This is a genomic window from Gillisella vitis (genome assembly GCF_021559775.1).
Lineage (GTDB): Bacteria > Pseudomonadota > Alphaproteobacteria > Rhizobiales > Rhizobiaceae > Allorhizobium > Allorhizobium ampelinum.
This window is the reverse complement of record NZ_CP056047.1, coordinates 210,393-236,136: the sequence shown is the minus strand read 5'-3', so window position 1 is coordinate 236,136 and position 25,744 is coordinate 210,393. Positions and strand designations below refer to the sequence as shown.

Genomic DNA, 25,744 nt, shown 5'->3' with positions numbered 1-25,744 from the left:
TCGATACTAATGTGGGCAAGATCGGGGCAGGCAATCAACCAAAGATTGTTTTTGCTGACAGAACGGCATTGTGATCTCTGACAGAGAAGCCATCATTTCCGGCGTGCCAGGTTGTTATTGCTGACAAAATTGCCGCGCATTCGCGGTCCAGTTGCCGTATCCGGTTGCAACGAGATTGGCGATGACCCTGCAAACATAGCGTTTTTGCGCTGGATCGTTGTTAGGACCTGCATGATAGCGCGCCACTGCCATTGTCCAGGTTTCGTGTCTTCCATGCAACGCGACCAGGAATTTTGCGGCGTATTCGACGTTCCGTTTCGGGTCGAACATCTCTTCGAGCGAGTGGAAGTTCTCGTGATGGAAATAGTGGTTGATCTGCATGCAACCAATATCGATCAATTTCGCGCCCTGTTGCTTGGCGAGCGCGAAGGTTTGCATGGCATCTGTCATGGAATCGGGGAACAGCGCCTTGCCCTCCACATTGAGAGCGTAAGGCTGAAGTGACCCTTTGCGTCCGGTTTCCGTCAGGCCGACCGAATAGAGGATCCCTTCAGGGATCCCGTATTTGGCCGCAGCGTTGCTAATTTCGCGCTCGCATAATCCCGCTGAAGCCGAAGCGTAGCCCTCGTTACAGGTAAAGCTGACCGCTACCGCCAGAAGCATTGCCGCCGGTGCCCACCGTCGCAGAACGTGCCGCATCATCGACTGGACCTCCGGATGTCTGTCCATAAACATCAAAAATCGGCTGCGCTTGTGAGCGGTTGCCGCCCTGGCTGGAACTGCCACCGCCCTGCTGCATGCTCTGCTGATTGCTGCTCTGGCTCTGGGAATTGGTCTGGTTGGCGTCATTACTGGGCTTTTCAGTGCTGGCTATGCTGATCTGAACGTTGTCCACGGAGAAGCCGTGGCTTTTCAGCGCCGCCACAAGACCGTTCTGGTCTTCGTTCAGCTTTCGATAAGCCGCGCTGTTTTCAACAACCAGGCTGACCGTCAATTCGCCATTCGTCAGCTTCAATGTCGCCGTGACATCTCCAAGATTTTCCGGCGTCATCTTCAGTTTGAGCGTGTTCATCGTTCGATCGGTGCTGATCTGTTCGCTGGCGCTGAGCTTATCGGAAGCATGACTGTGCATCGCCTGCGCCCAGGAACTGTCACCAGCCATGGATGCGGCAATATTGGCGCCATTGCTGGTGTTGACCGGGGCAATAATGCGTCGGCTGTCGAGCACGCTGACATTCTGCAACGGATCGATACCTGTCGTTGCTGGCTGGCTTGCGGTATCATCGGCAGGCGACGCCGCCGAGGCATCGCTGCTGGTGACCATATGCAGGGCATCCGCAACACTGCTATCTTTGACCGTTTCCTTGCTCGCCGGTGAAACGGCATCCTGCTGCCCCGACTGGACGGACTTGGCCTGCTTGGCAAAATCAACCGCTGCGGTACCCTGGCCGATCTTACCCGTCTTGTCATCCTGCGACGCAACCTGGCCGGCGACGGCAGTCAATGCCGTATCGCCGTTACTGGTGGCCGACCCGGCGGCTGTCTGGCTGCCTGCTTGACGGGCAGCGTGCTGCAATTGTCCGGCGCTCAAATCGCCCAATAATGTCAAGGCATCCTGGGCGCCCGTCGCTGCCTTTGGCTCTGCAGCAGTGTCTTTTGTATCCTCTGCGGCAGGCTTTGCCGTCTTGGAACTGTCCTTGGTCTGGGTTTTCGTAACCCCCGGCATGTCTGACTGAGCCGCCGCCGTAGCGGCTTCCTCATCGGTCGCTGTCGACTTGAGGGCTGCCAGGGCTGCGAGCAAAGGCGCACTGTTTTCCTGCCGGCCCTTGATGGCGATCTTGCCGGTATCATCTCCAGCGCCGTCAGTTTCGGCAGCGATCGCTTCCTCCGCATTTGCGCCAGCAGTAGCAGCCTCAGTCGTGGCATCATCCTGCTGGGTCAGGGCCGCAACAAGCTTTGCGAGCATCCGGCTCTCATCCGTCTTCTCCCCGGAGGAAGATGCGGTGTCTGTTTGCCCTTGTGTCTGGCCCTCAGCTTGGGTTTGAGCTTGTGTCTTGGTCTGGCTCGCCAAAGCCTTGGCAATCAAAGCAGCCGCCTTGGAATCGCCAGCAGCTATCGGCGCATTGCCGACGGTTTGCGACGGTGCTTTGCCGTCATCGCTGGTGCCAGTGGCTTCATCATCAGCCACATTACCAAGCTGCGATTGCTCCGTCTGAGCCGAACGCTCCTGATATGCTGTAGCAGATGTCGCTGTGGACGTGGTTGATTTGGCCGATGGCGACGAAGACGCAGTCGAACGGGTGTTTGTCTGGTCCTGACCGACAGGAGCATCGTCATCGTCTGCTTTTTGCTCCTGCGCTTGGCTACGGTCAGCCGTATCGGCCAGAGCGTCCAGAAACCCCTTGCCCGCGCCCTTGCCTTGGTCGGAACGGCTGCTGCTATAGGCTGGCGAAGCGGCAGAACCTGCTGTGATAGTGGCATCGATCATTTCGTTACGCCCTCCCCCTTCAACATTTTATCTATTTCTTCAAGTTTAGATCGGCCACCGCTCATGAATGTCTGGAATTCCGGATCTGGCTTCTGCTTTGCATCTGCCGAGGCCGGAGTAACCGGCGCCGTGCCAATGCCAGCATCGGGCATTGCAGTCGCCTTGGCTGGAACGCCGGGGTCCTGCTGATCGGACACATTGGCCACACTCTCTGGGGCAGTATTGTCTCCAGACGGCGGTGGTGTGCTTGGCGAAGCCGATGGGCTTTGCGGCGCGGTAGGCAGGGTAATAATCTCCTGCGCGACGGCCCGGGCAGCTTCCAGCAAGGCCTTGTCGGAAGCCGACAGTTGATCTTTTGGCAATTGCGAGATCGTGTTGAGCGCGTTTTTGACGTCGGTGGTCGAAATCAACGCCGCGCCGCCATAAAGCAGCGCCTGAGGGTCGTTTTTATCTGGCAGGCCCGCCAGGCTTTGCGCCTGGCTGGAGGCAAGAGTGGCCAAAGCCTGATTGCCGTTGATCGTCGCGCGGCGCGCGATGCGCAGATAGACTTCGCGCTGACGATCCGGATCCATGGTCGCCAATGTCGCCAGAATATCGTTCTTATCCAGCTCCGAGAAATGATCGACAACCAATTGCACCAGCAGATCGGCAAATTGGCTGGCATAGGGCGAATAGAGAAAGCGGCGGGCATAGCGATTGGCATAGGCCATGGCCCGACCATTCTGGCCGGTATCCATGGCGATCTGGAAGGACCGCCGCAGGGCCGCTTCCTCGACGATGGTGCCGGGCGCAACAAGGCGGGCGATATCGAAGAATTTAAGGGCCGCAGCCGGATCTTTCACCAGGGTGACATTCCCGGCCACCAACGCGATATAAGGCCCGACCCGACCGTTCTGATAGAGAGGTACCATCTCGCCAAGCGAGCTTGCCACCAGCACGCCTTTACCACTCAAGTATTTTCTCAACATATCGCTGACGCGGTTATCGAAATGACCATCAACGTCGCGGGCAACGAGATAGTCCAGCGTCGCCGGATTCCCCCCGCTCATCGTGTAAATCAGCGCCGCATCGACATTGCGGGGGTCTTCGAAATCCGAAGGCGCAGCCGTCCGCAGCCGCTTATCGATCCGGGTCAGAAGAAAACGTTGCATATCGGCTGCTGAATGGTCCCCGCGAACAACCGAGTCCTGCACAAATTGCAGAGAGCGCAACATCAGATAAGGCGGTAGGTTATCACTGTCGCCGCCTGCGGCAGCGCTGCCAACAGGCCCCGTTGCGCCAGCAGCAGGAACCGGAGCCGACCCGTTGCTTGCAGGGGGAGTTGGTCCTGCCGCATATGCCTGATCCGCACAGGCAACAGGGCCGCCGACAGCCAGGGTCAGCAGCACGCCATAGAAGGCGAAGCTGGAAAATCCAGATCTGGCACCCAGGGATCTGCGCGCGGTCATCACCTTACTTCTGGTCTCCCTGAACAAGGATCTCGATCCGTCGGTTTGCAGCGGCCAGCGGGTCCTCCGGCTTCAACAGCCGGCGATCGGCAAAGCCGGACACCTGGGTAATACGGTTTTGTGCGAGCCCGCCGCGCACCAGCATGTAATAGGCCGAATGGGCGCGTGACATCGACAGGCCCCAGTTGTCGTTATCAGGGCCTTTATATTGACGTGCGTCGGTATGGCCCCTGATGACCACGGCACCCTGGCGGTCCGCCAGCAACTTGCCGATCTTTTCCATCGCCAAAACCATTTCCTTGCGAGGCACCGCGGAGCCGACATCGAACATCGGAGCCTGGGATTGGTCGGTCAGTGTTATCAGCAATCCACCTTCAGCCGGCTGCACAATCAACCCCTCGGCCAATTTACCCGCGACACCGCCAATTTCAGAGGCGATCTGCTGCTTAAGCTGGTCCGCCTGCTGTGTCTGATCGCTATCAGCCGATGCATTCTGCTCTTCACGGGCAACCTGCTTGGGATCAGGTCGCGCCTTGGGAACGGCGATGGCTACCTGCTGACCGTCGATTTCGACCTGCGGCTTTGCCTCAGGCTGAGACTTCGATGGGGGAGTGCCCTGCACTACATCCGTTGCGGCTGCGGCTGCGGCTGCGGCCGCCGCCGCAGAAGCCTGCTGATCGACCGGTTTTTGCGCGAATGGATCGGGCTTTGCCGCCGCCGCCTCGGCCACGGTTTGCTGCTCGTCAGGCTTTGCTTTGCCGGGCTTGCCCTGCGCCGTCTGCATCTGCTGGCTCCAGAAATCCGGATCGAACGGGTCGCGGTAAGCCTCGCCGCCCGACGCGCCGGTGGAGGGGCCGGATTCGCTGGCACCGCCTTCACCCTTGGCGCTGACATTGGCCTGCTGGCCAACTTCCTGGGCGATCTCGGCCAAGACGGAATAGGGATTTTCGAACAGGTCCGCTTCCGAATAGACAGGCTTATCACCCGAGGTCGAGGTCATGTCCTCGCCGGTTGCCGCCGCCTTGCCGAGCGTCTCCTCTTCGGCTTTGATTTTCGAGCGTTCCTTGCTTTCCTCGCCTTCAGCCTGATCAACCGGCTTTTTCACGCCCTTCTCGGTCGGCTTTTCATCGGCCAGCTTGATCGGATTGAAATAGCTCGCAACTGAAGCGGTCGTCTTCTCATTGGCGGCGTTGACCAGCCACATAACCAGGAAGAAGGCCATCATCGCGGTCATGAAGTCGGCATAGGCAATCTTCCAGGCGCCGCCATGGGCGCCGTCGTGATCGCCGCCGCCATGCCGCTTGATAACGATGATCTCGTTCTTACCGTGATGGTGATTTTCAGCGTCGCTCATGCCAGAACTTTCTTCAGACTGGCCGTCCAGGCGGAAATCCGGGTGACCAATGCCGCGCCACCGACGTCGACCGTCAGGTCGAGATCATCGGCCTCGACATGTTTAAGCAACAGGTCTTGACCTTCCATCAGGTCGGCAAGTTGCTTGAACAGCGCGGCAGGTCCGGTCACGGTGATCTGCCCTGCGGCTCCCTCCAGGACAGCGGCCTTCAACAGGCCGGAAATATCCTCCAGGGCCTTGTCGACAAGCAGATCCGATAGAAGGGGTGCCAATGTCTCGACCGTCTGGCTGCCAACAATGCGCGACAGGTCCGAGGCGATCTGCTGAAGCCCTTCGGCAATCACCCGCGCCAGCTCGGCCTGATGCTTTTCCGTCAGTTCCTGAAGTGCTTCGGCATGGGCTTTTTCGAGAGTGCTGAACGCTTCGGCGTGACGTGCATCCGCCGCCTTGACGGCTGCGTCATGGCCTTCCGCATAAGCGTCCTGCCGCTCTTTTTCTACATCCACGGGGTCTGGCTGAGGAAGCTCAAGCATCGGCATATCCGGAAACATCAACGCGTCATCGTTGAAACTCACAGGCTCCGCCGCCATCGGCGCGGGCCGCGGTGCAGAAAAATCCTTCAGATAATGAGCGAGCGGCATCGTCATGTCATTTTCTCCCGGACCTTACGGCCCTTATCGTCGAGACCGCGCCTATGGCGTTATCGACGCACAATACCTTCGGCCGGGTAAGGCCCAAAGCTTAAATCATCAACCTGATACCCGGGATCATTTCCAGGACCCTTTCAGGACATGCAGGATGTCACAGGCGGCCCGATCTCCCGCATGACGGCAAACACAAACACCTGTTTCATGATGTCGAAGCTAGGCGGCCAAACTTGCGCGAGGATTTTCTCAAGGCGGTCAAGCATGCCGATTGGCACTCGCCCTGCATAATTTAACGAGATTGGGCAGGTTTAGGACGAAAATGCCCCGGCGGATTTTGCAGTCATATCGGCTGCATCCCCTGAAAATATGTTGGACCGCGCCAGGGCAGTTGCGCGGTCCAACGATTCCACCAGATGCCGATGACCGGCGGCACGGCAGAAAGGGAAAATTGTAACTCCGGCCCGTTGTCGAAAAACTACTTGAAGAGCGTCAGGATGTTTTCGGCATTGGTATTGGCAATCGACAGCGCCTGGATGCCAAGTTGCTGCTGCGTTTGCAGCGCCTTGATCTTGGTTGACTCCTCGTTCATATCCGCATCCACCAGACGTCCGACGCCCTTGTCGATCGTATCGCTGAGGTTTTTAACGAACGTATCCTGGGAATCGATACGACTGCTGATCGCACCCAAGGTCGAAGCAGAATCGGTCAGATCCTGAAGCATTTTATCGACGGCTGAAATCATGCCATCGAGATCGTCGTTGGACATGTCGGTGGTCAGGGTAATTTCGGTGCCAGTGGCAGGCGTCGTCGACTCCGCATCCAGCAGGTAATAGGTGCCCGTCGTGGTGGTCGTACCGTAAGCCCAGGTCGCGACCGTGGTACGTGTCAGGATGCCGTTTTCAGCATTCTGGGTATCGATCAGCGTCGATTCGGACGTGTTGAACTTCAATGTGGTGACCGATACGGTCCCGTCGCTGGCGCGGTTGAAGGAGGCAACCATTTCCTTGGTGGTGGGAGGATTGGTCGATTCGTTATACAACCAGTTTTCGCCGGAGAATGAAGCGGATTCGGCAATGGAAGCGAGCTGGTTCTTCAGCTCGTTGATTTCCTGGTTGATCTTGTCCTTGTCCACGCCCGGTTCACGCGCCGCAACCAATTTGGACTTGATCGAACTGAGCACGTCAATACTGGAGTCCAGACCTGTATAAGCGGTATCTGCTTTTGAAGCAGCAAGCCCCAGAGCATCCTGAACCGTGGAAAGCGCCTTGTTATCGGAGCGCATCGTGGTCGCAATCGACCAATAGGCGGCATTGTCTTTGGCGCTGTCGACTTTATAGCCGGACGAGATTCTGTTCTGCGTCGTCTCCATGTTCTGGTCGATGCCACGGAGAGTCTGCAGAGCCGCCATAGCGGAGGTATTGGTCATAATGCTGGTCATAGAGTGCCCCATGAAGGTGAAGGGACATGCCGGATTTATGGAAGACACCGGCAACGCTGGTCTGCTTCATGCACGTTGGCTACGCTCTTGCCCTGGTAGCCAACCCAACGTTGTTCACAGATTATTAACCCTTAATTAGTTAACAAATGGTTAACGGGGTTATCAAACTTTTAATAGAGGTAAACGAATTCCTAATTTTTTCAAGACCAAACAAAAGCACGCATGAAAAAAGCCGCAGCGGGTGCTGCGGCTTTGATAAACATCGTCGGTCCACCACATCGGGCAAGGACCATTTCTGGCCTCCCAACGGTAGTCGTCTCTGGCTTTGTGAACCCTACAAGCCATTGCTGTGGCTTGTTTTTTTCATTTTCAGGAGAAAGGCGTAAACGCCTTCGAACCCTCGTCTTATTTGAACAACGACAGAATGCTTTCGGAATTGGAATTGGCAATCGAAAGAGACTGGATACCCAGTTGCTGCTGCGTCTGCAGCGCCTTCAGCTTGGTCGATTCCTCGTTCATGTCCGCATCCACCAGACGACCCACACCCGTGTCGATCGTGTCGCTCAGGTTCTTGATGAAGGTATCCTGCAACTCCAGGCGCGAGGTCGTCGCACCGATGGTCGAGGCGGCATCCGTCATGTTGGACAGCATCTTGTCAACGGCTGAGACCATGCCATCAATCTCGTCGTCGGTGGTGGACGAGGTCAGCGTCACTTCGCTCGCACTACTGGTATTACCCGCGACAGAGGAAATCAGGTAATAGGATGCCGTCGTCGTCGTTGTACCATAGGCATAGGTTGCGACCGTTCCCTTTGTCAGAAGACCGCCGTCACCCGCCTCGTCATTGATCAGGATCGAGTTAGTCGTATCGAAGGTGATCGTCTTGATCGAGACATTGCCATCATTCCCACGAACGAAGGAGCCAACCATTTCCTGGGTCGTGCCAGTGGAATCGCTGTTGTCATACAGCCAGTTCTCGCCATTGAACGACGCGGACTTGGCAACAGAACTCAGCTGGTTCTTCAGCTCAACCAGCTCCTTGTTGATCTTTTCCTTGTCCACGCCCGGTTCGCGGGCGGCAACCAGCTTGGCCTTGATGTCGGTAACCACATCGATCGCCGATTTCATGCCGGTATAGGCCGTGTCCGTCTTGGCGGAACCAAGGCCGATGGCGTCCTCAACGGCACCGAGCGCTTTGTTGTCCGAGCGCATCGTCGTGGCAATCGACCAATAGGCCGCATTATCGGATGCATTTTCAACCTTGTAGCCGGACGAAACCCTGTTCTGTGTCGAATTCATATCGTCGGAAATCGACCGCAGGGTCGAAAGTGCTGAAATTGCAGCGGTATTTGTCATCAAGCTCGTCATAAAAGTGCCCCTTGAGGTGACTGTTTTGGAAAGGGACAGACCGGATTAAGACCGGTAACATTGGTCGGCTTCATGCCCGCCGGATCTGTATCTGCTCGTCCGGCCCAGTGCTTTCGTGAACACAGAAAACACCAGCATGGTTAACGAAACATAAATTTGAAAAAATATTAACCATACAACGAGGATGTATGCAGGCTTGCGCCTTCCATTCCCATCATAGGGAAATTTAATTTTCCTTATTTATCAACCACTTGAAATACGGTTGGATTATTCCCACGATGAATGAAACTTCGCCATTCCCTGAACCAGCACAATCGATAAGACGTCCGCCAAGGTGCTTTTTGCTAACAAGATAAAAAAATAGCCGGGCTTTCGCCCGGCTATGCATTTGGTGATTCTCGATGCCCTTAGGCTTAACGGAACAACGACAGCACGTTTTCGGAGCTGGAGTTGGCGATCGACAGAGACTGGATACCCAGCTGCTGCTGCGTCTGCAACGCCTTCAGCTTGGTCGATTCCTCGTTCATGTCCGCATCTACCAGACGGCCCACACCCGTGTCGATCGTGTCGCTCAGGTCCTTGATGAAGCTATCCTGCAACTTCAGACGTGATGTGGTCGCACCGATGGTGGCAGCCGCATCCGTCATGCTGGTCAGCATCTTGTCAACCGAGGCAACCATACCATCGATCTCATCGTCAGTGGTCGTCGAGGTCAGCGTCACTTCGCTCGCACTACTGGTATTACCCGCGACAGAGGAAATCAGGTAATAGGATGCCGTCGTCGTCGTTGTACCATAGGCATAGGTTGCGACGGTTCCCTTTGTCAGAAGACCGCCGTCACCCGCCTCGTCATTGATCAGGATCGAGTTGGTCGTATCGAAGGAGATCGTCTTGATCGAGACATTGCCATCATTCCCACGAACGAAGGAGCCAACCATTTCCTGGGTCGTTCCAGTGGAATCGCTGTTGTCATACAGCCAGTTCTCGCCGTTGAACGACGCGGACTTGGCAACAGAGCCCAGCTGGTTCTTCAGCTCGGTCAGTTCCTTGTTGATCTTGTCCTTGTCCACACCCGGTTCGCGGGCGGCAACCAGCTTGGCCTTGATATCGGAGACGACACTGATAGCCGATTCCATACCGGTATAGGCCGTGTCCGTCTTGGCTGCACCAAGGCCGATGGCGTCCTCAACGGCACCGAGCGCTTTGTTGTCCGAGCGCATCGTCGTGGCAATCGACCAATAGGCCGCATTGTCCGACGCGCTCTCGACCTTGTAACCGGACGAAATCCGGCTCTGGGTGGTCTCCATATCGGAGCTGATCGACCGCAGCGTGGAAAGTGCTGAAATCGCAGCATTGTTCGTCATAATACTCGTCATAGGCGTTGCCCCTTATGGAACTGGAAACGGAAGGGACATCCCGGGCTCCTTCCCGGCGAACGACGGCTCCGCTTCATGCCATTAATCTTTTTAAACAAGAGATTAATCCGTCGTTTTGATGTTTTTATTTAAACCCAGTTAGGTTAATTCTTGCTAAATCAGGAGAGAAAATTATTCAAAAAATTTTATGAAATGGTGATTCGTTGATCGATAACGAGCAACTTGAGTTTTATTCAAAAGGATAACCAAAACCGAAGCCGTCATGTGCTCATATGATCGGAAACGGGAGCAGTCCAGAATTGTAGAACGGCGCTGACCTTGCCCCGCTGAACTAATCCATTTTGAAGTAAGCTCTGTCCCATTGAGAGGACCAGAGAATGAAGCGCAACCGTTTCACAGACGAGCAGATTATCGGGATATTGAAGGAGCATGAGGCAGGCACGCCGGTCTCGGAGCTTTGCCGCAAGCACGGCGTCAGCGATGCCAGCATCTATAAATGGAAGGCCAAATTCGGCGGAATGGAAGTTTCCGAAGCCAAGCGGCTGAAGACGCTGGAGGACGAAAACACGAAGCTGAAAAGGCTCCTGGCAGATGCGATGCTCGACAATTCGGCTTTGAAAGACCTTTTGGGAAAGAAGTGGTGACGCCCGCAGCAAAGCGGAAAGCTGTCGCTCATCTGATGGATCACCACCAGATGAGCGAACGGCGGGCGTGTAAAGCCATCGGCTTTTGCCGGATGACGATCCGTTACGAGACCAGGCGCTGCGATGACTATGACCTTCGCGAGCGGATGAAGGCGCTGGCGCATGAACGCCGCCGCTTTGGATATCGACGACTTCATGTGCTGCTCAGGCGTGAGGGTCACCTTGTGAACCATAAGCGGCTCTTCCGGCTCTATCGGGAAGAGAAGCTGACGGTGCGCAAGCGCGGCGGTCGGAAACGGGCGATAGGCACACGAGCACCGATGCTGATCCCGCTTGCCGCCAATGACCGCTGGTCCCTCGACTTCGTGTCGGATCAGTTCACCGATGGGCGCAGGTTCCGGGTGCTGACCGTCGTCGATGATTGCACCAGAGAATGCCTTGGCCTCGTCGCCGATACGTCTCTTTCTGGCCTGCGGGTTGCCCGTGAACTGGAGCGGATCATCGAGGGACGAGGCAAGCCGAAGATGATCGTCAGTGACAATGGCAGCGAATTCACCAGCAACGCGATCCTGCAATGGACGGATCGGACGAAGGTCGATTGGCATTACATCGCACCCGGCAAACCGATCCAGAACGCCTTCATCGAAAGCTTCAATGGGCGGCTGCGCGACGAGTTCTTGAATGAAACGCTCTTCTCGTCACTGAACCATGCTCGAGCAGGGCTTTCAAACTGGCGAGGCGACTACAACGATCATCGACCACACTCTGGTCTAGGCTGGCTGACACCGGCCGAGTTCGCTCAGACCATCAACCCGCGACGTGATGCGGTGCTGCGCAGCCGAAATGGCTCCGCACCGCAACCCGCCGCTACCGCCCCGAATACAGCAACCCAAAACCACTGGAGCGAACTCAAAACTGGATAAAACTTGGGGGCAAGGTCAGCACATTCCAGATACGAAAAACAAAATAGCCGGGCTCATCACCCGGCTATAGATGTTTCGATGCTGTGGAACTTGAATGTTAGCGGAATAGCGACATAACGTTTTCGGAGCTGGAGTTGGCGATCGACAGAGACTGGATACCCAGCTGCTGCTGCGTCTGCAACGCCTTCAGCTTGGTCGATTCCTCGTTCATGTCCGCATCTACCAGACGGCCCACACCCGTGTCGATCGTGTCACTCAGGTCCTTGATGAAGCTATCCTGCAACTTCAGACGCGAGGTCGTCGCGCCGATAGTCGAGGCCGCATCCGTCATGCTGGTCAGCATCTTGTCAACCGAGGCAACCATGCCATCGATCTCATCGTCAGTGGTCGTCGAGGTCAGCGTCACTTCGCTCGCACTACTGGTATTACCCGCGACAGAGGAAATCAGGTAATAGGATGCCGTCGTCGTCGTTGTACCATAGGCATAGGTTGCGACCGTTCCCTTTGTCAGAAGACCGCCGTCACCCGCCTCGTCATTGATCAGGATCGAGTTGGTCGTATCGAAGGAGATCGTCTTGATCGAGACATTGCCATCATTCCCACGAACGAAGGAGCCAACCATTTCCTGGGTCGTGCCAGTGGAATCGCTGTTGTCATACAGCCAGTTCTGGCCATTGAACGACGCGGACTTGGCAACAGAACTCAGCTGGTTCTTGAGTTCGGCCAGTTCCTTGTTGATCTTTTCCTTGTCCACGCCTGGTTCACGGGCGGCAACCAGCTTGGCCTTGATATCGGAGACGACACTGATTGCCGATTCCATGCCGGTATAGGCCGTATCCGTCTTGGCTGCACCAAGGCCGATGGCGTCCTCAACGGCACCGAGCGCTTTGTTGTCCGAGCGCATCGTCGTGGCAATCGACCAATAGGCCGCATTGTCCGACGCGCTCTCGACCTTGTAACCGGACGAAATCCGGCTCTGGGTGGTCTCCATATCGGAGCTGATCGACCGCAGCGTGGAAAGTGCTGAAATCGCAGCAGTGTTCGTCATGATACTCGTCATAGGCCTTGCCCCTTGAATGACACATAGGAAGGGACATTCCGGGCTATTCCCCGGTGAAATTCGGCTCGCGTCATGCGATTAACATTCAATTAACAGGTTAACCTGCCGATTTCGATAGCCCGTTTTAACTCAGACACAGTTAAAAATCTCCTAATGGAGAATTACGTGATTAATTTATATAAAAATATCCATATTTTACTTGGTTAATACATTGTTAAATTAATGAAAAATTAAAAAGGCCGGACTGAATGCCCGGCCTCTTGGTTTCGTATGCCTATGTCGGCTATTAACGGAACAACGACAAAACATTCTCTGTGCTGGAATTGGCGATTGACAGCGCCTGGATGCCCAGCTGCTGCTGCGTCTGCAACGCCTTCAGCTTGGTCGATTCCTCGTTCATGTCCGCATCCACGAGCTTGCCGATGCCGACATCGATCGTATCGCTGAGGTCTTTCGCAAAGCTGGACTGAGATTCGATCCGGCTCTTAGTCGCACCGATGGTGGCAGCAGCATCCGTCATGCTGGACAACATCTTGTCAACCGAGGCAACCATGCCATCAATCTCGTCGTCGGTGGTGGACGAGGTCAGCGTCACTTCGCTCGCACTACTGGTATTACCCGCGACAGAGGAAATCAGGTAATAGGATGCCGTCGTCGTCGTTGTACCATAGGCATAGGTTGCGACCGTTCCCTTTGTCAGAAGACCGCCGTCACCCGCCTCGTCATTGATCAGGATCGAGTTGGTCGTATCGAAGGTGATCGTCTTGATCGAGACATTGCCATCATTCCCACGAACGAAGGAGCCAACCATTTCCTGGGTCGTGCCAGTGGAATCGCTGTTGTCATACAGCCAGTTCTCGCCATTGAACGACGCGGACTTGGCAACAGAACTCAGCTGGTTCTTCAGCTCGGTCAGTTCCTTGTTGATCTTGTCCTTGTCCACGCCTGGTTCACGGGCGGCAACCAGCTTGGCCTTGATGTCGGAGACGACACCGATAGCGGCTTCCATGCCGGTATAGGCCGTATCCGTCTTGGCAGCGCCGACGCCGAGTGCGTCCTGCACGGCAGACATCGCCTTGTTATCGGAGCGCATGGTCGTGGCAATCGACCAGTAAGCCGCATTATCGGATGCGTCCTTGACCTTGTAGCCTGAAGAAATGGCGCTCTGCGTGGTTTCCATCTGCGAGCTGATAGTGCGCAGCGTGGAAAGTGCCGAAATGGCCGAATTGTTGGTCATGATGCTTGTCATCAGATCTGTCCCTGTGGTTACACAATACAAAAGAGGGACATGCCGGACTATATACCGGCAGAAGCGATCGACATCATGTCAATTAACTAGAGTTTGTTTAACTCGCCTCTAATCAGCACATAACCACGCACCGCTTTAAGGTTAGCTCAACAGGAGTGGTAAAAGAACCATTAACAACGCCAAAAACGCCCAGGATGGGGCGCAAGGCGCGAACACGCTGTTCTATGGTTTATAAACCCTCTATTTCTAGGGGATAGTCTGGCTTCAGGAAAATGAGCGCACCAAACTACCGACCAGAAGGTTCCAGCCATCGATGAGCACGAAGAACAGGATCTTGAACGGCAGGGAAATCGACGTCGGCGGCAACATCATCATGCCCATGGCCATGGTGATGGTCGAGACGATCATGTCGATGACCAGAAAAGGCAGGATGATCAGGAAGCCGATTTCAAAGCCGCGCCGGATCTCTGACAGCATGAAAGCCGGGATCAATACCCGGTAATCGACCTTGCCTTCAACGACCGTCGTCTGCCCGCGCTCGTTGGCCAGATCGATGAACAGCCGGAGGTCTTTCTCGCGGGTATTGTTGGACATGAAGCCCCGGAAAGGCTCCGCAATCCTGGGAACAGCCTCGGCCTCGGTAATCTGGTTGTCCAGAAGCGGGCGCACACCGTCACGCCAGGCCTGATCCATGACCGGCGTCATGACATAAAAGGTCATGAACAGGGCAAGACTGGTCAGGATCATGTTGGACGGCGTGCTGGATAGACCCATGCCGGAGCGCAGAATGGAAAACGCGATCACGAAGCGCGGAAAGCTCGTCACCATGATCAGGATGCCGGGAGCAACCGAAAGAACTGTCAGCAGACCGAATGTGCGGATAATCCAGGCCGCGACGGATCCGTCGACCGGCGCTGTCAGGAAGTTTGACGGAAGCTGCTGCGCCTGGGCCAGTTCCGGGGCCGCTATCATCGCGGCGATCAAGATAAGGGTTCGAATCATTCGATGACAAACGTCCTAAACAAAAGCTTCGATACCCGTCCTTCAGACCGCACGTCAACTCGCTCGCGCAGATCGTCCTTCAAATAATCGAAACCGCGTGGGCCTTCGATCTGTTGCAGAGATACCGTGCGCATATAGGCCATCAGATCCTGATGGATATCCTCGGCCAGTTTTGCATCGACCGGACCGTTGAAGACCAGAGCCACTTCCAGCCGGACCCAGCTTTCGGAGGGATAGGCAAGGTTGGTGGTGACAGGATCAAGCTGGACGATACCATTGGCCTCTGCTGGCAATTTCGGCAAGCCGGTCTCTTCTTTCTCGCCTTCTTTTTTTTTGCCCCCGGCCTCTTCAGCCGCCTTTTGTTCTTCCTTCGCCACCTTGACCTTGGGCGCAATCATGGTTCCGACCAGCCAGCCGGCACCCGCGCCGACAACGGTCAGTCCCGCAAGTGCAGCAATGAGCAGAATGGGGGAAGCCTTTTTCGAAGGGCCTTCCAGCGCCGGTGCATCTGCCATGGTGGTCTCCATCCTGCAGCATCGCCCTTCGATCGCCTTGGATCTGCAGGGGCATGCAAAAAACAAATCGGCATATTTCGCCGGCCAATCGTAATCAGCCGGAACGCATCATACCAACGGCCACAGAAACAGGCCGTTGGTACAGGGCAACATCTTTGTCACATCGTCAGAATGGGGAGAACATGTCGACGACCTGCTGGCCAACCGGCGGCTGCTGCACCTCCGTCAAACGTCCCTTGCCGCCGTAAGAAATGCGGGCCTCTGCGATCTTCTCATAGGAAATGGTGTTCTTGGCATCGACATCCTGCGGGCGCACGATACCCGCGACATTCAGAATGCGGACTTCATGGTTGACGCGCACTTCCTGCGAACCGCTGATCAGCAGATTGCCGTTTTCAAGAATGCTGGTCACCACAGCCGCCACCATCAAGGTCAGCGTTTCAGACCGATCGACCGATCCCTTGCCATCGGAACTCGAATTCGAATCGGTGCTCATGTCGCCGGACGAATCTGGCGGTGTGATGCCGAACAGGTTGATCACCGTCGACCATGTCAGCGATGTCGAGTTCTTGCGGCTGCGTGATGTGTCGTTCTTGAACTTCGCCTTGTCGGCAATCGAGATATTGACCGTCAGCAGATCCCCGACATTGATGGCGCGAGAATCCTTGAAAAGCGCCGCCTGGCTGTCGTTCCACAGGGAATAGCCGTTGCTGACAGCCTTGGTCTGCTTCGGATAGCTGGCAAGCTGCGGAGCCTGATTGTAACGCAAGCCGCTGCCCACCGGGCTCATGGCCGGCGCATTGCCGACTTCTTCCAATGTCTTGTTCCCACAGCCGGTGAGGATAACGGCCATGAGAACCACAGCGCTACGCTTTATCATGTGGGTTCCTTCGAGGTATTAGGATCAGCGGCATTGGACATGATGCCGGCGACGAGCGCGGCTTTTTCGGGGTCCATCTCGCTGAGAATCAAACTGGATTGCTTGGCCGGAAGCTTCATGATGATCGCTGCGGCCAAAAGGGGATTGACCTTTTCCAGCTGCGGGGCAGCGGCATCGGGCTTCATATTCTTGTAGACATCGGTCAAACCGGCTTCTGCCTTTTGCAGAAACTCGTTTCGCCGCGCCAGCCAATCCTGATATTCGCTCTTGCGCGCTTCCAGCACGGCAATGCGGTCATTGACATCCGATTGCAGTTTTTCGAGATCCTGCTTTTGCAGCAAATACCGCTGGTCGCGGGCCGGATCGGCAATGTTGGTACAAAACCGCTGGATGTCATCGGCGCTGGTCGTGCCGGTGGAGCCGGCATTGGCAGCACGCGCCGGGGCCGCCTGCTGTGCGCTGCCTGGCAGGGCCGAAACAGCAAGAACAGAGCAAGCCAAAACCAAAGCGCCAAGACCAGAATATCTTGAAGCGGCATAGTTTGCGAGGGAGGCTGTTGATCTCATTGAAGGACAAGCTCCGCTTGAAGTGCCCCTGCCGACTTGATGCCTTGCAGGATGGCGATGATACCGTCCGGCTTCACGCCGATATTATTCAGGCCAGCCACCAGCGTGCGCAGGTCAGGTCCATCAACGATGGCAACCTTGTCACCAGTCTTCTGCGCGGAAATATCCGTCTGCGGCTGCGTCGCCGTCGTGCCACTGGAAAAGGGCTGCGGTTGAATGACCTGAGGGGTCTCATTAACCTGCACCGTCAGCGTGCCGTAGCTGACAGCAACCTTGGACACACGCACGTCAGCGCCGATGACGATGGTTCCTGTGCGCTCGTTGATCACCACCTTGGCCGGTGTGTCGGTCTCCACGACAAGGTTTTCGATATCGGCCATCAATTGGGCCAGATCCGCCGTGCGCGGTTTCTGGATCACCACTTCCTGGCTGTCGCGTGCCTCGGCAATCGGAGCGCCGTAGGTGGCGGTGGCATAATTGTTGATACGCCGGGCCATGCCGAGTGATGTCGAAAAATCCGGATTGCGCAATTGCAGCACGAGATTGACCGAATCCTTGAATTTGGACGGAAGTTCGCGCTCGATGATCGCGCCATTCGGGACGCGGCCGGAGGTGGTGACGCCTTCGGTCACCGTGGCCGCCTGACCCTGGGCAGTAAAGCCGGAAACAACCACCGACCCTTGGGCAACGGCGTAGATCTGGCCATCGGCGCCTGAAAGCGAGGTCATGATCAGCGTACCGCCGCGCAGCGATGTAGCATCTCCCAGCGAACTGACCGTGGCGTCGATACGACTGCCAGGACTGCCGAAGGGCGGAAGGGTGGCGGTAACCATAACGGCAGCGACATTCTTAGCCGAGGACTGACCGCCTTGGGTGGAAATCCCCAGATTCTGGAGCATGGCGCGCATGGACTGGTCGGTGAAAGGCGAGGAACGAAGACTGTCGCCGGTGCTTTGCAGACCGACGACGAGACCGTAACCGATCAACTGGTTATCACGGCCGGCCTGGAGGGAGGCAACGTCCTTGATGCGCGAGCCCTGCGCCAAGGCAGGACCGGCAGCCGCCAGAAGGAAGCCGGTGAAAATCGAGAAAAGCAGAACCCGGATACTCATTTTGCCATCACCTGCACAGTGCCATCGCCCATGACCGTTCCGCTGACGATCTGGCCGGAATCGAGATTACGGACGCGGATGACGTCGCCGATATTGGCATCGTCCATCGGGCTGCCCGACGCAGAAATGGTGAGATTGCCGATATTGAAGATCAGCCGCAGCTGCGACCCACGAATCACCGCATAGGGGCGTTTCAGCGTCGCCAACGGAATAGTGCGACCGGGCAGCAGTGTCTTGGTCGAGAGCATGCCGACCACATCCGCCATGTCAGAGGCAAAGCCGCCTGCAAGATTTGGATTGGTCACCTGAACCCGATCCAGTTTGTTGGACGAAATCGCTTCGCCTGGATAGATGGTGTCCGTCGGAACGATCGCATAACGATCCCGCGCCGCTGACGGGGCGGCGGCGAAAGCCACCAAGACCATGACGGCCACCCCGGTCAACCTGAACATTCTCTTCATATGGCGAAACATCATGTTTGCCCCTTTGATGTTTACTTTAGGTTTTTACTGACGATCTGTGCCATTTCGTCGGCGGTGGTGATGACCTTGGAATTCATCTCGTAGGCGCGCTGGGCCGAAATCAGGCTGGTGATTTCCGTGACCGAGTCGACGTTCGAGGACTCCAGATAGCCCTGCTTCAGATAGCCATAGCCCGCGTCGCCGGGCACGCCGTTGATCGGATTACCGGAGGAAGCCGTTTCCTGGAACAGATTGTCGCCGATAGCCTTCAAACCAGCCGGATTGACGAAAGCCGATGTTTCCAGCTGACCAAGCGTTGTATAGGTGGAGGAATCGCCCTGCAAAACCGAGACCTCGCCCGATTCGCTGATCTTCACTTCAGTCGCATCCGTTGGGATGGTGATGTTTGGAATGATCTTATAGCCTTCGGTCGTCACCAGATTGCCGTCGGAATCCTTGTTGAGAGCCCCAGCGCGGGTGTAAAACGTGGTAGCACCGTCAGGGCTCTGCACCTGGAGGTAACCGCGTCCAACGATGGCAACGTCCAGTTCGTTCGAGGTCTCCGACAATTCGCCCTGCTCGTTCATCGTCCGAACGGCTGCCGTCTGCACACCGAGACCGATATTGGCACCTTCCGGCACCGTCGATTGGTTGGCGCGGTTTGCGACGCCCACAGCCTTTTCGGTTTGATAAAGAAGGTCCGAAAACTCAGCGCGCGACTTCTTGAAACCGGTCGTATTGATATTGGCGATATTGTTGGAAATGACCTCGAGGTTGGTCTGCTGGGCATTCATGCCGGTGGAGGCAATTGCGAGAGCTCTCATGTGCTGCTATCCCTGAGGTTAAATCTGCATTTTTGTGATGTCGAGGAAGGCCGAAACCAGCTTGTCGCGCAACGCAATCGCCGTTTGCAGCGATTTCTGCGCAGACATGACGGAATCAACCACTTCGCGGGTGCTGACCTTGCCGAGCATGCCGTCGAGGGAGTTGCTTTCAGCGGTCTTCAGGTTCTGCATCGCATCGTTCATCACGCCGCCGACGACATCGCTGAAGCTCATGCCTGTTGCGGTACCCGGTGTCGCATTCTGCGCCGTGACGCCCGTCTGCGTGCTGAAGAGCGAATGGGTGCCGCCGAGCGAGGCCGTGCTGGTAGCGTCGGTGCCCTCAGTCATGCCCGATGGAACGAGAGAGCCAATTTTGCTAATGGAATCAATCATTGTGAGCTCTTCAGCAGGTCGAGGGTCGAGGTAATCAGGTCACGTGTCTGCTTGACGGACTGAAGATTGGCTTCATAGGTGCGGTTGGCTTCGCGCATGTCGGCCATTTCGATCAGCACGTTCACATTGGGCATTTTCACGTAGCCCTTGGCATCGGCAGCCGGATTGCTGGGATCGTATTCTTCCGTGAATTTCGACTTGTCGAAGCCAAGCTTCTTGACCTTGACGATTTCCGTGCCTGTGGCGCGGTCCATTTCGGACCCGAAGGTGATCGTCTTGCGACGGTAGGGATTGGCGCCGGGCGTGTCGCCGGTGCTCTGGGCGTTGGCAATATTTTCCGAAACGATCCTGAGCCGGGTGGACTGTACATCCAGTCCGCTGCCGGCAATTTTCAGGGCCGAGGTGAGAGGATCTGTCGCGGTGACGGAATCCATGGTTTACCCCTTTACAGTCATCAGCATCATGCGATTAAAACTACTGACGAGGTTAGTGTTGAGCGAGTGCTGCCGCTGGATCTCGCCCATCTTGGTCATCTCATCGGCCAGCGCGACCGAATTTCCCGAGACCTGAACGCCGATTTCGCCATTCAAAGGCGCCTCGCGGATATCGACATCCAGATCGGTATTCAGATCGCTCGAGGCCATATGCTTCGAATTGGTCCGCGCCATACCAAACTGACGCACGTCCAGGATGGCATTGAAGGGTGTGATGTCCTTCGCCATGAATTTCGGTGTATTGGCATTGGCTATGTTGCCGGCGATCACTTCCTGGCGCAGGGAAAGCCACTCGGCCTGCCGTGATGCCACATCAAAAAGCTTTATCGGTTCCATAGAGTTTTCTCCAATTTACACCCTGGAGATTAGGCCGGTAATCTTGCGTGGGACTGACCGCAAAACCGGCCTTTTCTACAATCGTTAACTTTTCCTAAGATCCAATTTAAGATTTTGAAACAATTGTATATTTATCGAGGATTGATCGCCGGGCGAGCACAATTTCAGCCCTGGCCGCCAATGCAAAAAGCCGCCCCTAGGCGGCTTTGAAAAACACACTGGATGTGGGATGAAAGCGACGGTCGGCCAAGGCTTGTGCCCGATCCCCGTCCGCACGCACAAGGCCGGGCTACTGGTTTTCGTAGATCGCGCCGGTGCTGGTGATAATCACCCATTTTCCATTGCGTTGTTCCAGTGTCGCCACCCGGCTATTGTCGGGAAGGACAGAGCCGATCTTGACCATGAACATACCGGAGGCATCCTCGATCATGGCGCGACCGTTGGAGACATGCAGCAGCCGGAAACCGCCACCGGGAAAGGGCTGTTCGATCTTCACCGGCTCACCATCGGGATCTTTCCGCCCGATATCGGACGCCGTCGCCGTGGTCAGCGGGTCGAGATTATCAGGAATTTTCTGTTCACGGTCTTCACGCGACACCAGCGCCATGGGAGACACGCTGAATACATTGCGCGCATCGACCTGCGGCAAGTCGCGGGTCCGGTCCATCGGCTCGACATGAATGCCGAATTTATCGGGATTGAAAAACACATACCACGGAAACATCGCCGCGCTGCACGCCAGCACGACGCCAACCGCCGCCAACATCCTATCCATCGATGATGCGCCCGACCGGCGGGGCGCACGAGGCCGAACCACCTCGTCGGCATCGCTGTCTAATGGATCATGCTCTTGATCTTGCATTGCTGTTTCCAGAATTATTGGCCGCCTTCAGGGCATGGGCGAGGTCGGCATAAGCATCGACGACAGCCCTGTCGGAGGGGGTTTGCTTCAGCACTTCGTAAAGGATCGGAACCTGCTTGATCGCCATATCGAGATCGGGATCGCTGCCGGCGCGATAACCGCCGATCAACCGCAAGTCGCGCGTTTCCTCGAAACGGTGGATCAGCGTCTTCAGGCGTGACACGAGCTTTTCCTGATCAGGTGTCCAGGCCTTGCGCGCCAAACGCGAAATTGAGGCCAGTGGATTGATCGGCGGATAGCGTCCTTCTTCGGCCAGGCTGCGGTCCAGCACGATGTGGCCATCGAGAATACCGCGAGTACAGTCGGCAATCGGGTCGTTGTGATTGTCACCATCGACGAGGATCGAAATGATCGCCGTGATCGTGCCTGTTCCCTCTTCGCCGGGACCGGCGCGTTCCAGAAGCTTGGGCAGCTCGGTAAACACTGAGGCGGGAAATCCACGGGCAATCGGCGGTTCGCCGGCTGCCGTCGCCACTTCGCGGATCGCATGGGCGAAACGGGTAATACTGTCGGCGATGAACAGGACATTGTCGCCCTGGTCGCGAAAATGCTCGGCAACGGTAATCGCTGTCAAAGGCGCCATCTTGCGCAGCATCGGGCTCTCGTCGCTGGTCGCCACGATCGCCACGGTCTTCGCCATGTTGTCGCCCAGCGTATCTTCGATGAATTCGCGCACTTCGCGGCCACGTTCGCCGACCAGCGCAATCACCACTTTGTCAAAGGCATCGGCCTTGGCAAGCATGGACAACAGCGTCGATTTACCGACGCCGGAACCGGCGAAAATCCCAAGCCGCTGGCCAAGGCAAAGCGGCGAGAAAATATCGACCGCCTTCACGCCGGTACGAAAACCGGTCTCTACCCGCTTGCGCCCCATGGAAGAGGGTGCGGTATTGGCAATAGAGCGGCGCACCAGGCCGGGCATCACCGGCCCCAGCCCGTCGATCGGGTCACCCAGCGCATTGAGCGTGCGGCCACACCAGCTATCCTGGGCGGCGACCCGGAAGGCGCCCTTGCGGATCACCGTGTCGCCAATGGCAATCGGCTCGCCTGGCTCGATGGGGCAAACATAGGCGAGATCAGGCTCGACCCGCACCACTTCGCCCAGGTGAATGCCGGTTGGACTGCGATGGGCAACAAAATCGCCCAGATGCAAATGGCGCGACAGACCCGTAACCGTGTAATGGCCAGCGGCAATGGTGCGGACATGCCCGCCATGGGCAACGGAATAGTCCGGCGTGGCATAGCGCTTGGCAATGGCTGCCATGGCATCCAGCTGGGTATTCCTGTCGATCCGGGGGGTGAATTCAACGGTCATGGGAAGACGATCCAGTCACCGGTCATTTGCTACCGCCCAGCGTCTTGATCGTTTCGCTCATGCTGTTTTCAGTCTGGCTCATCGATGCCGAAATGCTTTCGAAAGCGCGGCTGACCTGGATAAGTTGCGTCATCTGGCTGATGCCATTGACGTTGGATTGCTCGACATAACCCTGCATGACGCCGATTGTCGCGTCATCGACGACGGCCTGTGGCCGGTCGGTGGTGATAACGCCACTATTTTCGGTGCGCAGATAGCCTTTGGAAATATCCGCCGTGAACAGGCCGATCTGGCTGATCTGGCGGCCGTTCTGGTTAATCGTGCCGTCGGCGCCAACATGCGGCTCACCGCCATTAGGATCGAGCTGAATAGGTCCGCCACCGGCATCCAGAACAGAATAGCCGCGCACCGAGACCAACTGACCGGTGGATGTCATGGTAAAACGACCGTCACGGGTCAGGGCCGGGCCGGCCGGCGTATCGATGCTGAACCAGGCGTCGCCCTTGACGGCAAAATCCAGGGTACCGCCGGTTTGCAGCATTTCGCCGGATTGGGTATTCAGATAATCGTTGCCCTGAGACACAAATGCGATCTTGGCATTCTGATCGTTGCCGGTGCGGCTGACCACTTCGTCAAATTTCACCTCGGTGCCGCGAAAGCCGACCGTATTCACGTTCGCCATATTGTCGGCGATGGTGGTGAGACGTTTGTCGAGCGCCCGTTGCGACGACAGGGATACATACATGCCGGATTGCATTAAGAGTTACCTCCAAGCCTTGAGTTCGTAACCAAGACCAGCAGGCCTGACGTCCACCGCCATTGTTCCGTCACGCAGGATCATTCTGCTTCGGGCTACAGCGTGTTTTTTGCGGTCCGTCACGGTTGCTCGCCTTCCATCATGGAACGTGGTTTACCGTTCATTGCCCCTATTCATGCGCCCAAATGCTTGCGCGAAACTGTCTGCCAGTCCCGGGCTGGAATTCAGGACGACTGTGGCGGCCCCTGTCTCCTTCATCAGCCTCACGCAAGGCAGGCTGCCTATCGGTGGTATGCAAGAGAAACGTGCGAAATGCAGGCGCTACATGAATATTATCATCGGATTCGTCATCACAGTCGGCTGTATACTCGGTGGCTTCATGGCCATGGGCGGACACCTCAACGTGCTGGTCCAGCCTTTCGAATTGATGATCATCGGCGGCGCCGGCCTCGGTGGCTTCGTGATGGCCAACCCGATGAAAATCGTCAAGGATTCCGGCAAGGCGCTTGGAGAAGCCTTCAAGCACGCCGTGCCCAAGGAACGCGCCTATCTGGACGTGCTGGGCGTGCTCTATTCGCTGATGCGCGACCTGCGCACCAAGTCGCGTAACGAGATTGAAGCGCATATCGACAATCCCGAGGAATCGTCGATCTTCCAGACCGCGCCCAACCTGCTGAAGAACAAGGAACTGACCTCTTTCATCTGCGACTATGTCCGCCTGATCATCATCGGCAATGCCCGCAGCCATGAGATCGAGGCCTTGATGGACGAGGAAATCAACACCATCCTGCACGATAAGATGAAACCCTACCACGCCATCACCGCGATGGGAGACAGCTTCCCGGCCATCGGTATCGTCGCGGCGGTTCTCGGGGTTATCAAGGCCATGGGCAAGATCAACGAATCGCCCGAAGTTCTGGGCGGCCTGATCGGCGCTGCCCTGGTGGGCACGATGTTGGGTATCTTCTTGTCCTACTCGGTCTGCAATCCGCTGACCTCGCAAATCAAGATCGTCCGCACCAAGCAGCACCGCCTGTATATCATCGTCAAGCAGACGCTGCTTGCCTATATGAACGGTTCGGTTCCGCAGGTTGCACTTGAATATGGCCGCAAGACCATTTCCTCCTATGAGCGTCCGTCCATCGATGCCGTAGAGCAGGAAATGATGAATCCAGGCGGCGGTAACGAGAAGGCTGCATGACCATGAGTGAGACCGCCCAGCCCCAATCCCTGCCAAAACCGATGGATCACGCCTTGCTTGCTCGTCTTACCGGCGGCCTTGGCGATATGAAATCCGTCGAAAAGCTTTGCCAGGATTTCGGTCAACTCTATAGCGAGTTCCTGCCTGACGTTTTTCACAGCGAAACCAACCTGACCATCGAAGTCGGTTATCTCGGCTTTAAAAGCGGCCTGATGCGTGATCTGATTGTCAGCCTCGGTGATAATTTCGTGCTGGCCAATACCTCTCTGCGCAACTGGTCACAAAATTTCGTCATGGCCTGCGGCAACGGTTTTGTCATCACCTTGATGGAGACCCTGCTCGGCGGCATGCAGGAATTCATCGGTGAGCCGATCAAAAGGCCGCTGTCGAATATCGAACTCGACCTGGCGGTGATGGTCTTTGAACGGATCGCCAATGTGCTGCGCTCCGGCGTCAATGCGACCGGGGGCTTTGAACCGATTTTCGAGCGGCCGCACAATTGGGAAAACCGTCTCAGGCAAGATGGCGAACAGATCGAGGAGTTCGGCGCCCTGGTGCATATGAGCATCAAGCTGGGCAAGATCACCTCCGATTTCGCCCTGATCATTCCGCAGAAGACCCTTTTGAAGACCAATGTCACGGCGCCAAAATCGAAAAACCAGGTCTCCAAAGCCCGCAAGGAATGGGCAGAGCAGCTGGCGGAACAGGTGCGCAAGAGCCAGGTCACTCTGGAAGGCCGCATCAGCCTGCAATCGCTGAGCCTGTTGACGGTTTCCAAGCTTGCGGCCGGCGATGTAATTCCCTTTCTCGAAAAGGGCGATGTGACAGTCGATGTCAGCGCCAACGGGCGCGACCTTTATACCTGCGAATTCGGACGCGCCGGCGATCACTACACCGTCCGGGTGAAGTCGATGCACAGTACAGATAGTGAGCTTTTACGTCATCTCATGAGATGACGATTTTCCCTGCTG

Annotated in this window: 26 protein-coding genes; 3 read left to right on the top strand and 23 right to left on the bottom strand. The window is 56.3% G+C overall.

Annotation, left to right across the window (positions count from 1 at the left end):
* Positions 1-114: 114 nt before the first annotated feature.
* The 8 genes from AVCG78_RS01095 to AVCG78_RS01060 form a co-directional block, all read right to left on the bottom strand.
* Positions 115-663: a transglycosylase SLT domain-containing protein gene (locus tag AVCG78_RS01095; RefSeq protein ID WP_015914963.1), complete on the bottom strand. Its 549-nt coding sequence runs from the start codon at positions 661-663 to the stop codon at positions 115-117.
* Positions 629-2,488, bottom strand: a complete 1,860-nt coding sequence (gene fliK / locus AVCG78_RS01090) for a flagellar hook-length control protein FliK (protein ID WP_071202991.1) — start codon at positions 2,486-2,488, stop codon at positions 629-631. The genes AVCG78_RS01095 and fliK overlap by 35 nt, the downstream gene beginning before the upstream one ends.
* Positions 2,485-3,936, bottom strand: a complete 1,452-nt coding sequence (gene motC / locus AVCG78_RS01085) for a chemotaxis protein MotC (protein WP_081355422.1) — start codon at positions 3,934-3,936, stop codon at positions 2,485-2,487. Before motC ends, fliK begins: the two co-directional genes overlap by 4 nt.
* A gap of 4 nt (positions 3,937-3,940) precedes the next feature.
* Complete coding sequence (locus AVCG78_RS01080; protein ID WP_071202989.1) at positions 3,941-5,290, bottom strand: MotB family protein; 1,350 nt, start codon at positions 5,288-5,290, stop codon at positions 3,941-3,943.
* Positions 5,287-5,937: a FliH/SctL family protein gene (locus AVCG78_RS01075; RefSeq protein ID WP_071202984.1), complete on the bottom strand. Its 651-nt coding sequence runs from the start codon at positions 5,935-5,937 to the stop codon at positions 5,287-5,289. Before AVCG78_RS01075 ends, AVCG78_RS01080 begins: the two co-directional genes overlap by 4 nt.
* A gap of 475 nt (positions 5,938-6,412) precedes the next feature.
* On the bottom strand, positions 6,413-7,375 hold the full coding sequence (locus AVCG78_RS01070; RefSeq protein ID WP_071202982.1) for a flagellin N-terminal helical domain-containing protein: 963 nt from the start codon (positions 7,373-7,375) through the stop codon (positions 6,413-6,415).
* Between the two features lie 405 nt (positions 7,376-7,780).
* Positions 7,781-8,743, bottom strand: coding sequence for a flagellin N-terminal helical domain-containing protein (locus AVCG78_RS01065; RefSeq protein ID WP_015914957.1), 963 nt, complete (start codon positions 8,741-8,743; stop codon positions 7,781-7,783).
* 413 nt (positions 8,744-9,156) lie between these two features.
* A complete protein-coding gene (locus AVCG78_RS01060) occupies positions 9,157-10,119 on the bottom strand; it encodes a flagellin N-terminal helical domain-containing protein (RefSeq protein WP_015914956.1) in 963 nt (320 codons plus the stop codon).
* Between the two features lie 377 nt (positions 10,120-10,496).
* Between AVCG78_RS01060 and AVCG78_RS01055 the strand changes: the two genes are divergently transcribed.
* Positions 10,497-11,686 (top strand): IS3 family transposase gene (locus AVCG78_RS01055; RefSeq protein WP_156636673.1). Its coding sequence is split into 2 segments (ribosomal slippage): positions 10,497-10,746 and positions 10,746-11,686, totalling 1,191 coding nucleotides; the frame shifts between segments, so codons are not numbered across the junction.
* A gap of 97 nt (positions 11,687-11,783) precedes the next feature.
* Here AVCG78_RS01055 and AVCG78_RS01050 read toward each other — a convergent pair.
* The 15 genes from AVCG78_RS01050 to flgF form a co-directional block, all read right to left on the bottom strand.
* The gene (locus AVCG78_RS01050; protein WP_015914955.1) at positions 11,784-12,746 is read right to left on the bottom strand and encodes a flagellin N-terminal helical domain-containing protein; all 963 of its coding nucleotides are present in this window, start codon (positions 12,744-12,746) and stop codon (positions 11,784-11,786) included.
* A gap of 286 nt (positions 12,747-13,032) precedes the next feature.
* The gene (locus AVCG78_RS01045; RefSeq protein ID WP_015914954.1) at positions 13,033-13,995 is read right to left on the bottom strand and encodes a flagellin N-terminal helical domain-containing protein; all 963 of its coding nucleotides are present in this window, start codon (positions 13,993-13,995) and stop codon (positions 13,033-13,035) included.
* A gap of 264 nt (positions 13,996-14,259) precedes the next feature.
* The gene (gene fliP, locus AVCG78_RS01040; protein ID WP_015914953.1) at positions 14,260-14,997 is read right to left on the bottom strand and encodes a flagellar type III secretion system pore protein FliP; all 738 of its coding nucleotides are present in this window, start codon (positions 14,995-14,997) and stop codon (positions 14,260-14,262) included.
* Positions 14,994-15,512: a flagellar basal body-associated FliL family protein gene (locus tag AVCG78_RS01035; RefSeq protein WP_071202757.1), complete on the bottom strand. Its 519-nt coding sequence runs from the start codon at positions 15,510-15,512 to the stop codon at positions 14,994-14,996. Before AVCG78_RS01035 ends, fliP begins: the two co-directional genes overlap by 4 nt.
* 166 nt (positions 15,513-15,678) lie before the next feature.
* Entirely contained in the window at positions 15,679-16,392 is a 714-nt protein-coding gene (flgH, locus tag AVCG78_RS01030; RefSeq protein WP_015914951.1) for a flagellar basal body L-ring protein FlgH, read from the bottom strand.
* Entirely contained in the window at positions 16,389-16,958 is a 570-nt protein-coding gene (locus AVCG78_RS01025) for a MotE family protein (protein WP_071202755.1), read from the bottom strand. Before AVCG78_RS01025 ends, flgH begins: the two co-directional genes overlap by 4 nt.
* Complete coding sequence (locus AVCG78_RS01020) at positions 16,955-18,070, bottom strand: flagellar basal body P-ring protein FlgI (protein WP_015914949.1); 1,116 nt, start codon at positions 18,068-18,070, stop codon at positions 16,955-16,957. Before AVCG78_RS01020 ends, AVCG78_RS01025 begins: the two co-directional genes overlap by 4 nt.
* Positions 18,067-18,546: a flagellar basal body P-ring formation chaperone FlgA gene (gene flgA / locus AVCG78_RS01015; protein WP_015914948.1), complete on the bottom strand. Its 480-nt coding sequence runs from the start codon at positions 18,544-18,546 to the stop codon at positions 18,067-18,069. Before flgA ends, AVCG78_RS01020 begins: the two co-directional genes overlap by 4 nt.
* A 17-nt stretch (positions 18,547-18,563) precedes the next feature.
* Positions 18,564-19,355 (bottom strand): flagellar basal-body rod protein FlgG, encoded by a 792-nt coding sequence (flgG, locus tag AVCG78_RS01010; protein ID WP_015914947.1) that lies wholly within the window; start codon positions 19,353-19,355, stop codon positions 18,564-18,566.
* Between the two features lie 18 nt (positions 19,356-19,373).
* A complete protein-coding gene (locus AVCG78_RS01005) occupies positions 19,374-19,748 on the bottom strand; it encodes a flagellar hook-basal body complex protein FliE (protein ID WP_071202753.1) in 375 nt (124 codons plus the stop codon).
* Positions 19,745-20,182 (bottom strand): flagellar basal body rod protein FlgC, encoded by a 438-nt coding sequence (gene flgC, locus AVCG78_RS01000; protein WP_070163542.1) that lies wholly within the window; start codon positions 20,180-20,182, stop codon positions 19,745-19,747. Before flgC ends, AVCG78_RS01005 begins: the two co-directional genes overlap by 4 nt.
* Before the next feature lie 3 nt (positions 20,183-20,185).
* Positions 20,186-20,578 carry a flagellar basal body rod protein FlgB gene (gene flgB, locus AVCG78_RS00995; protein ID WP_015914944.1) on the bottom strand — a complete coding sequence of 131 codons (393 nt, stop codon included), beginning with the start codon at positions 20,576-20,578 and terminating at the stop codon, positions 20,186-20,188.
* Between the two features lie 289 nt (positions 20,579-20,867).
* Positions 20,868-21,440: a flagellar protein gene (locus tag AVCG78_RS00990; protein WP_071202751.1), complete on the bottom strand. Its 573-nt coding sequence runs from the start codon at positions 21,438-21,440 to the stop codon at positions 20,868-20,870.
* Entirely contained in the window at positions 21,421-22,764 is a 1,344-nt protein-coding gene (fliI, locus tag AVCG78_RS00985; protein WP_234665134.1) for a flagellar protein export ATPase FliI, read from the bottom strand. Before fliI ends, AVCG78_RS00990 begins: the two co-directional genes overlap by 20 nt.
* A 73-nt stretch (positions 22,765-22,837) precedes the next feature.
* Positions 22,838-23,572 carry a flagellar basal-body rod protein FlgF gene (gene flgF, locus AVCG78_RS00980; protein WP_015914941.1) on the bottom strand — a complete coding sequence of 245 codons (735 nt, stop codon included), beginning with the start codon at positions 23,570-23,572 and terminating at the stop codon, positions 22,838-22,840.
* Between the two features lie 325 nt (positions 23,573-23,897).
* Between flgF and motA the strand changes: the two genes are divergently transcribed.
* Positions 23,898-24,773 carry a flagellar motor stator protein MotA gene (gene motA / locus AVCG78_RS00975; protein WP_071202746.1) on the top strand — a complete coding sequence of 292 codons (876 nt, stop codon included), beginning with the start codon at positions 23,898-23,900 and terminating at the stop codon, positions 24,771-24,773.
* Complete coding sequence (locus tag AVCG78_RS00970) at positions 24,770-25,729, top strand: FliM/FliN family flagellar motor switch protein (RefSeq protein ID WP_071202744.1); 960 nt, start codon at positions 24,770-24,772, stop codon at positions 25,727-25,729. Before motA ends, AVCG78_RS00970 begins: the two co-directional genes overlap by 4 nt.
* Positions 25,730-25,744 lie beyond the last annotated feature (15 nt).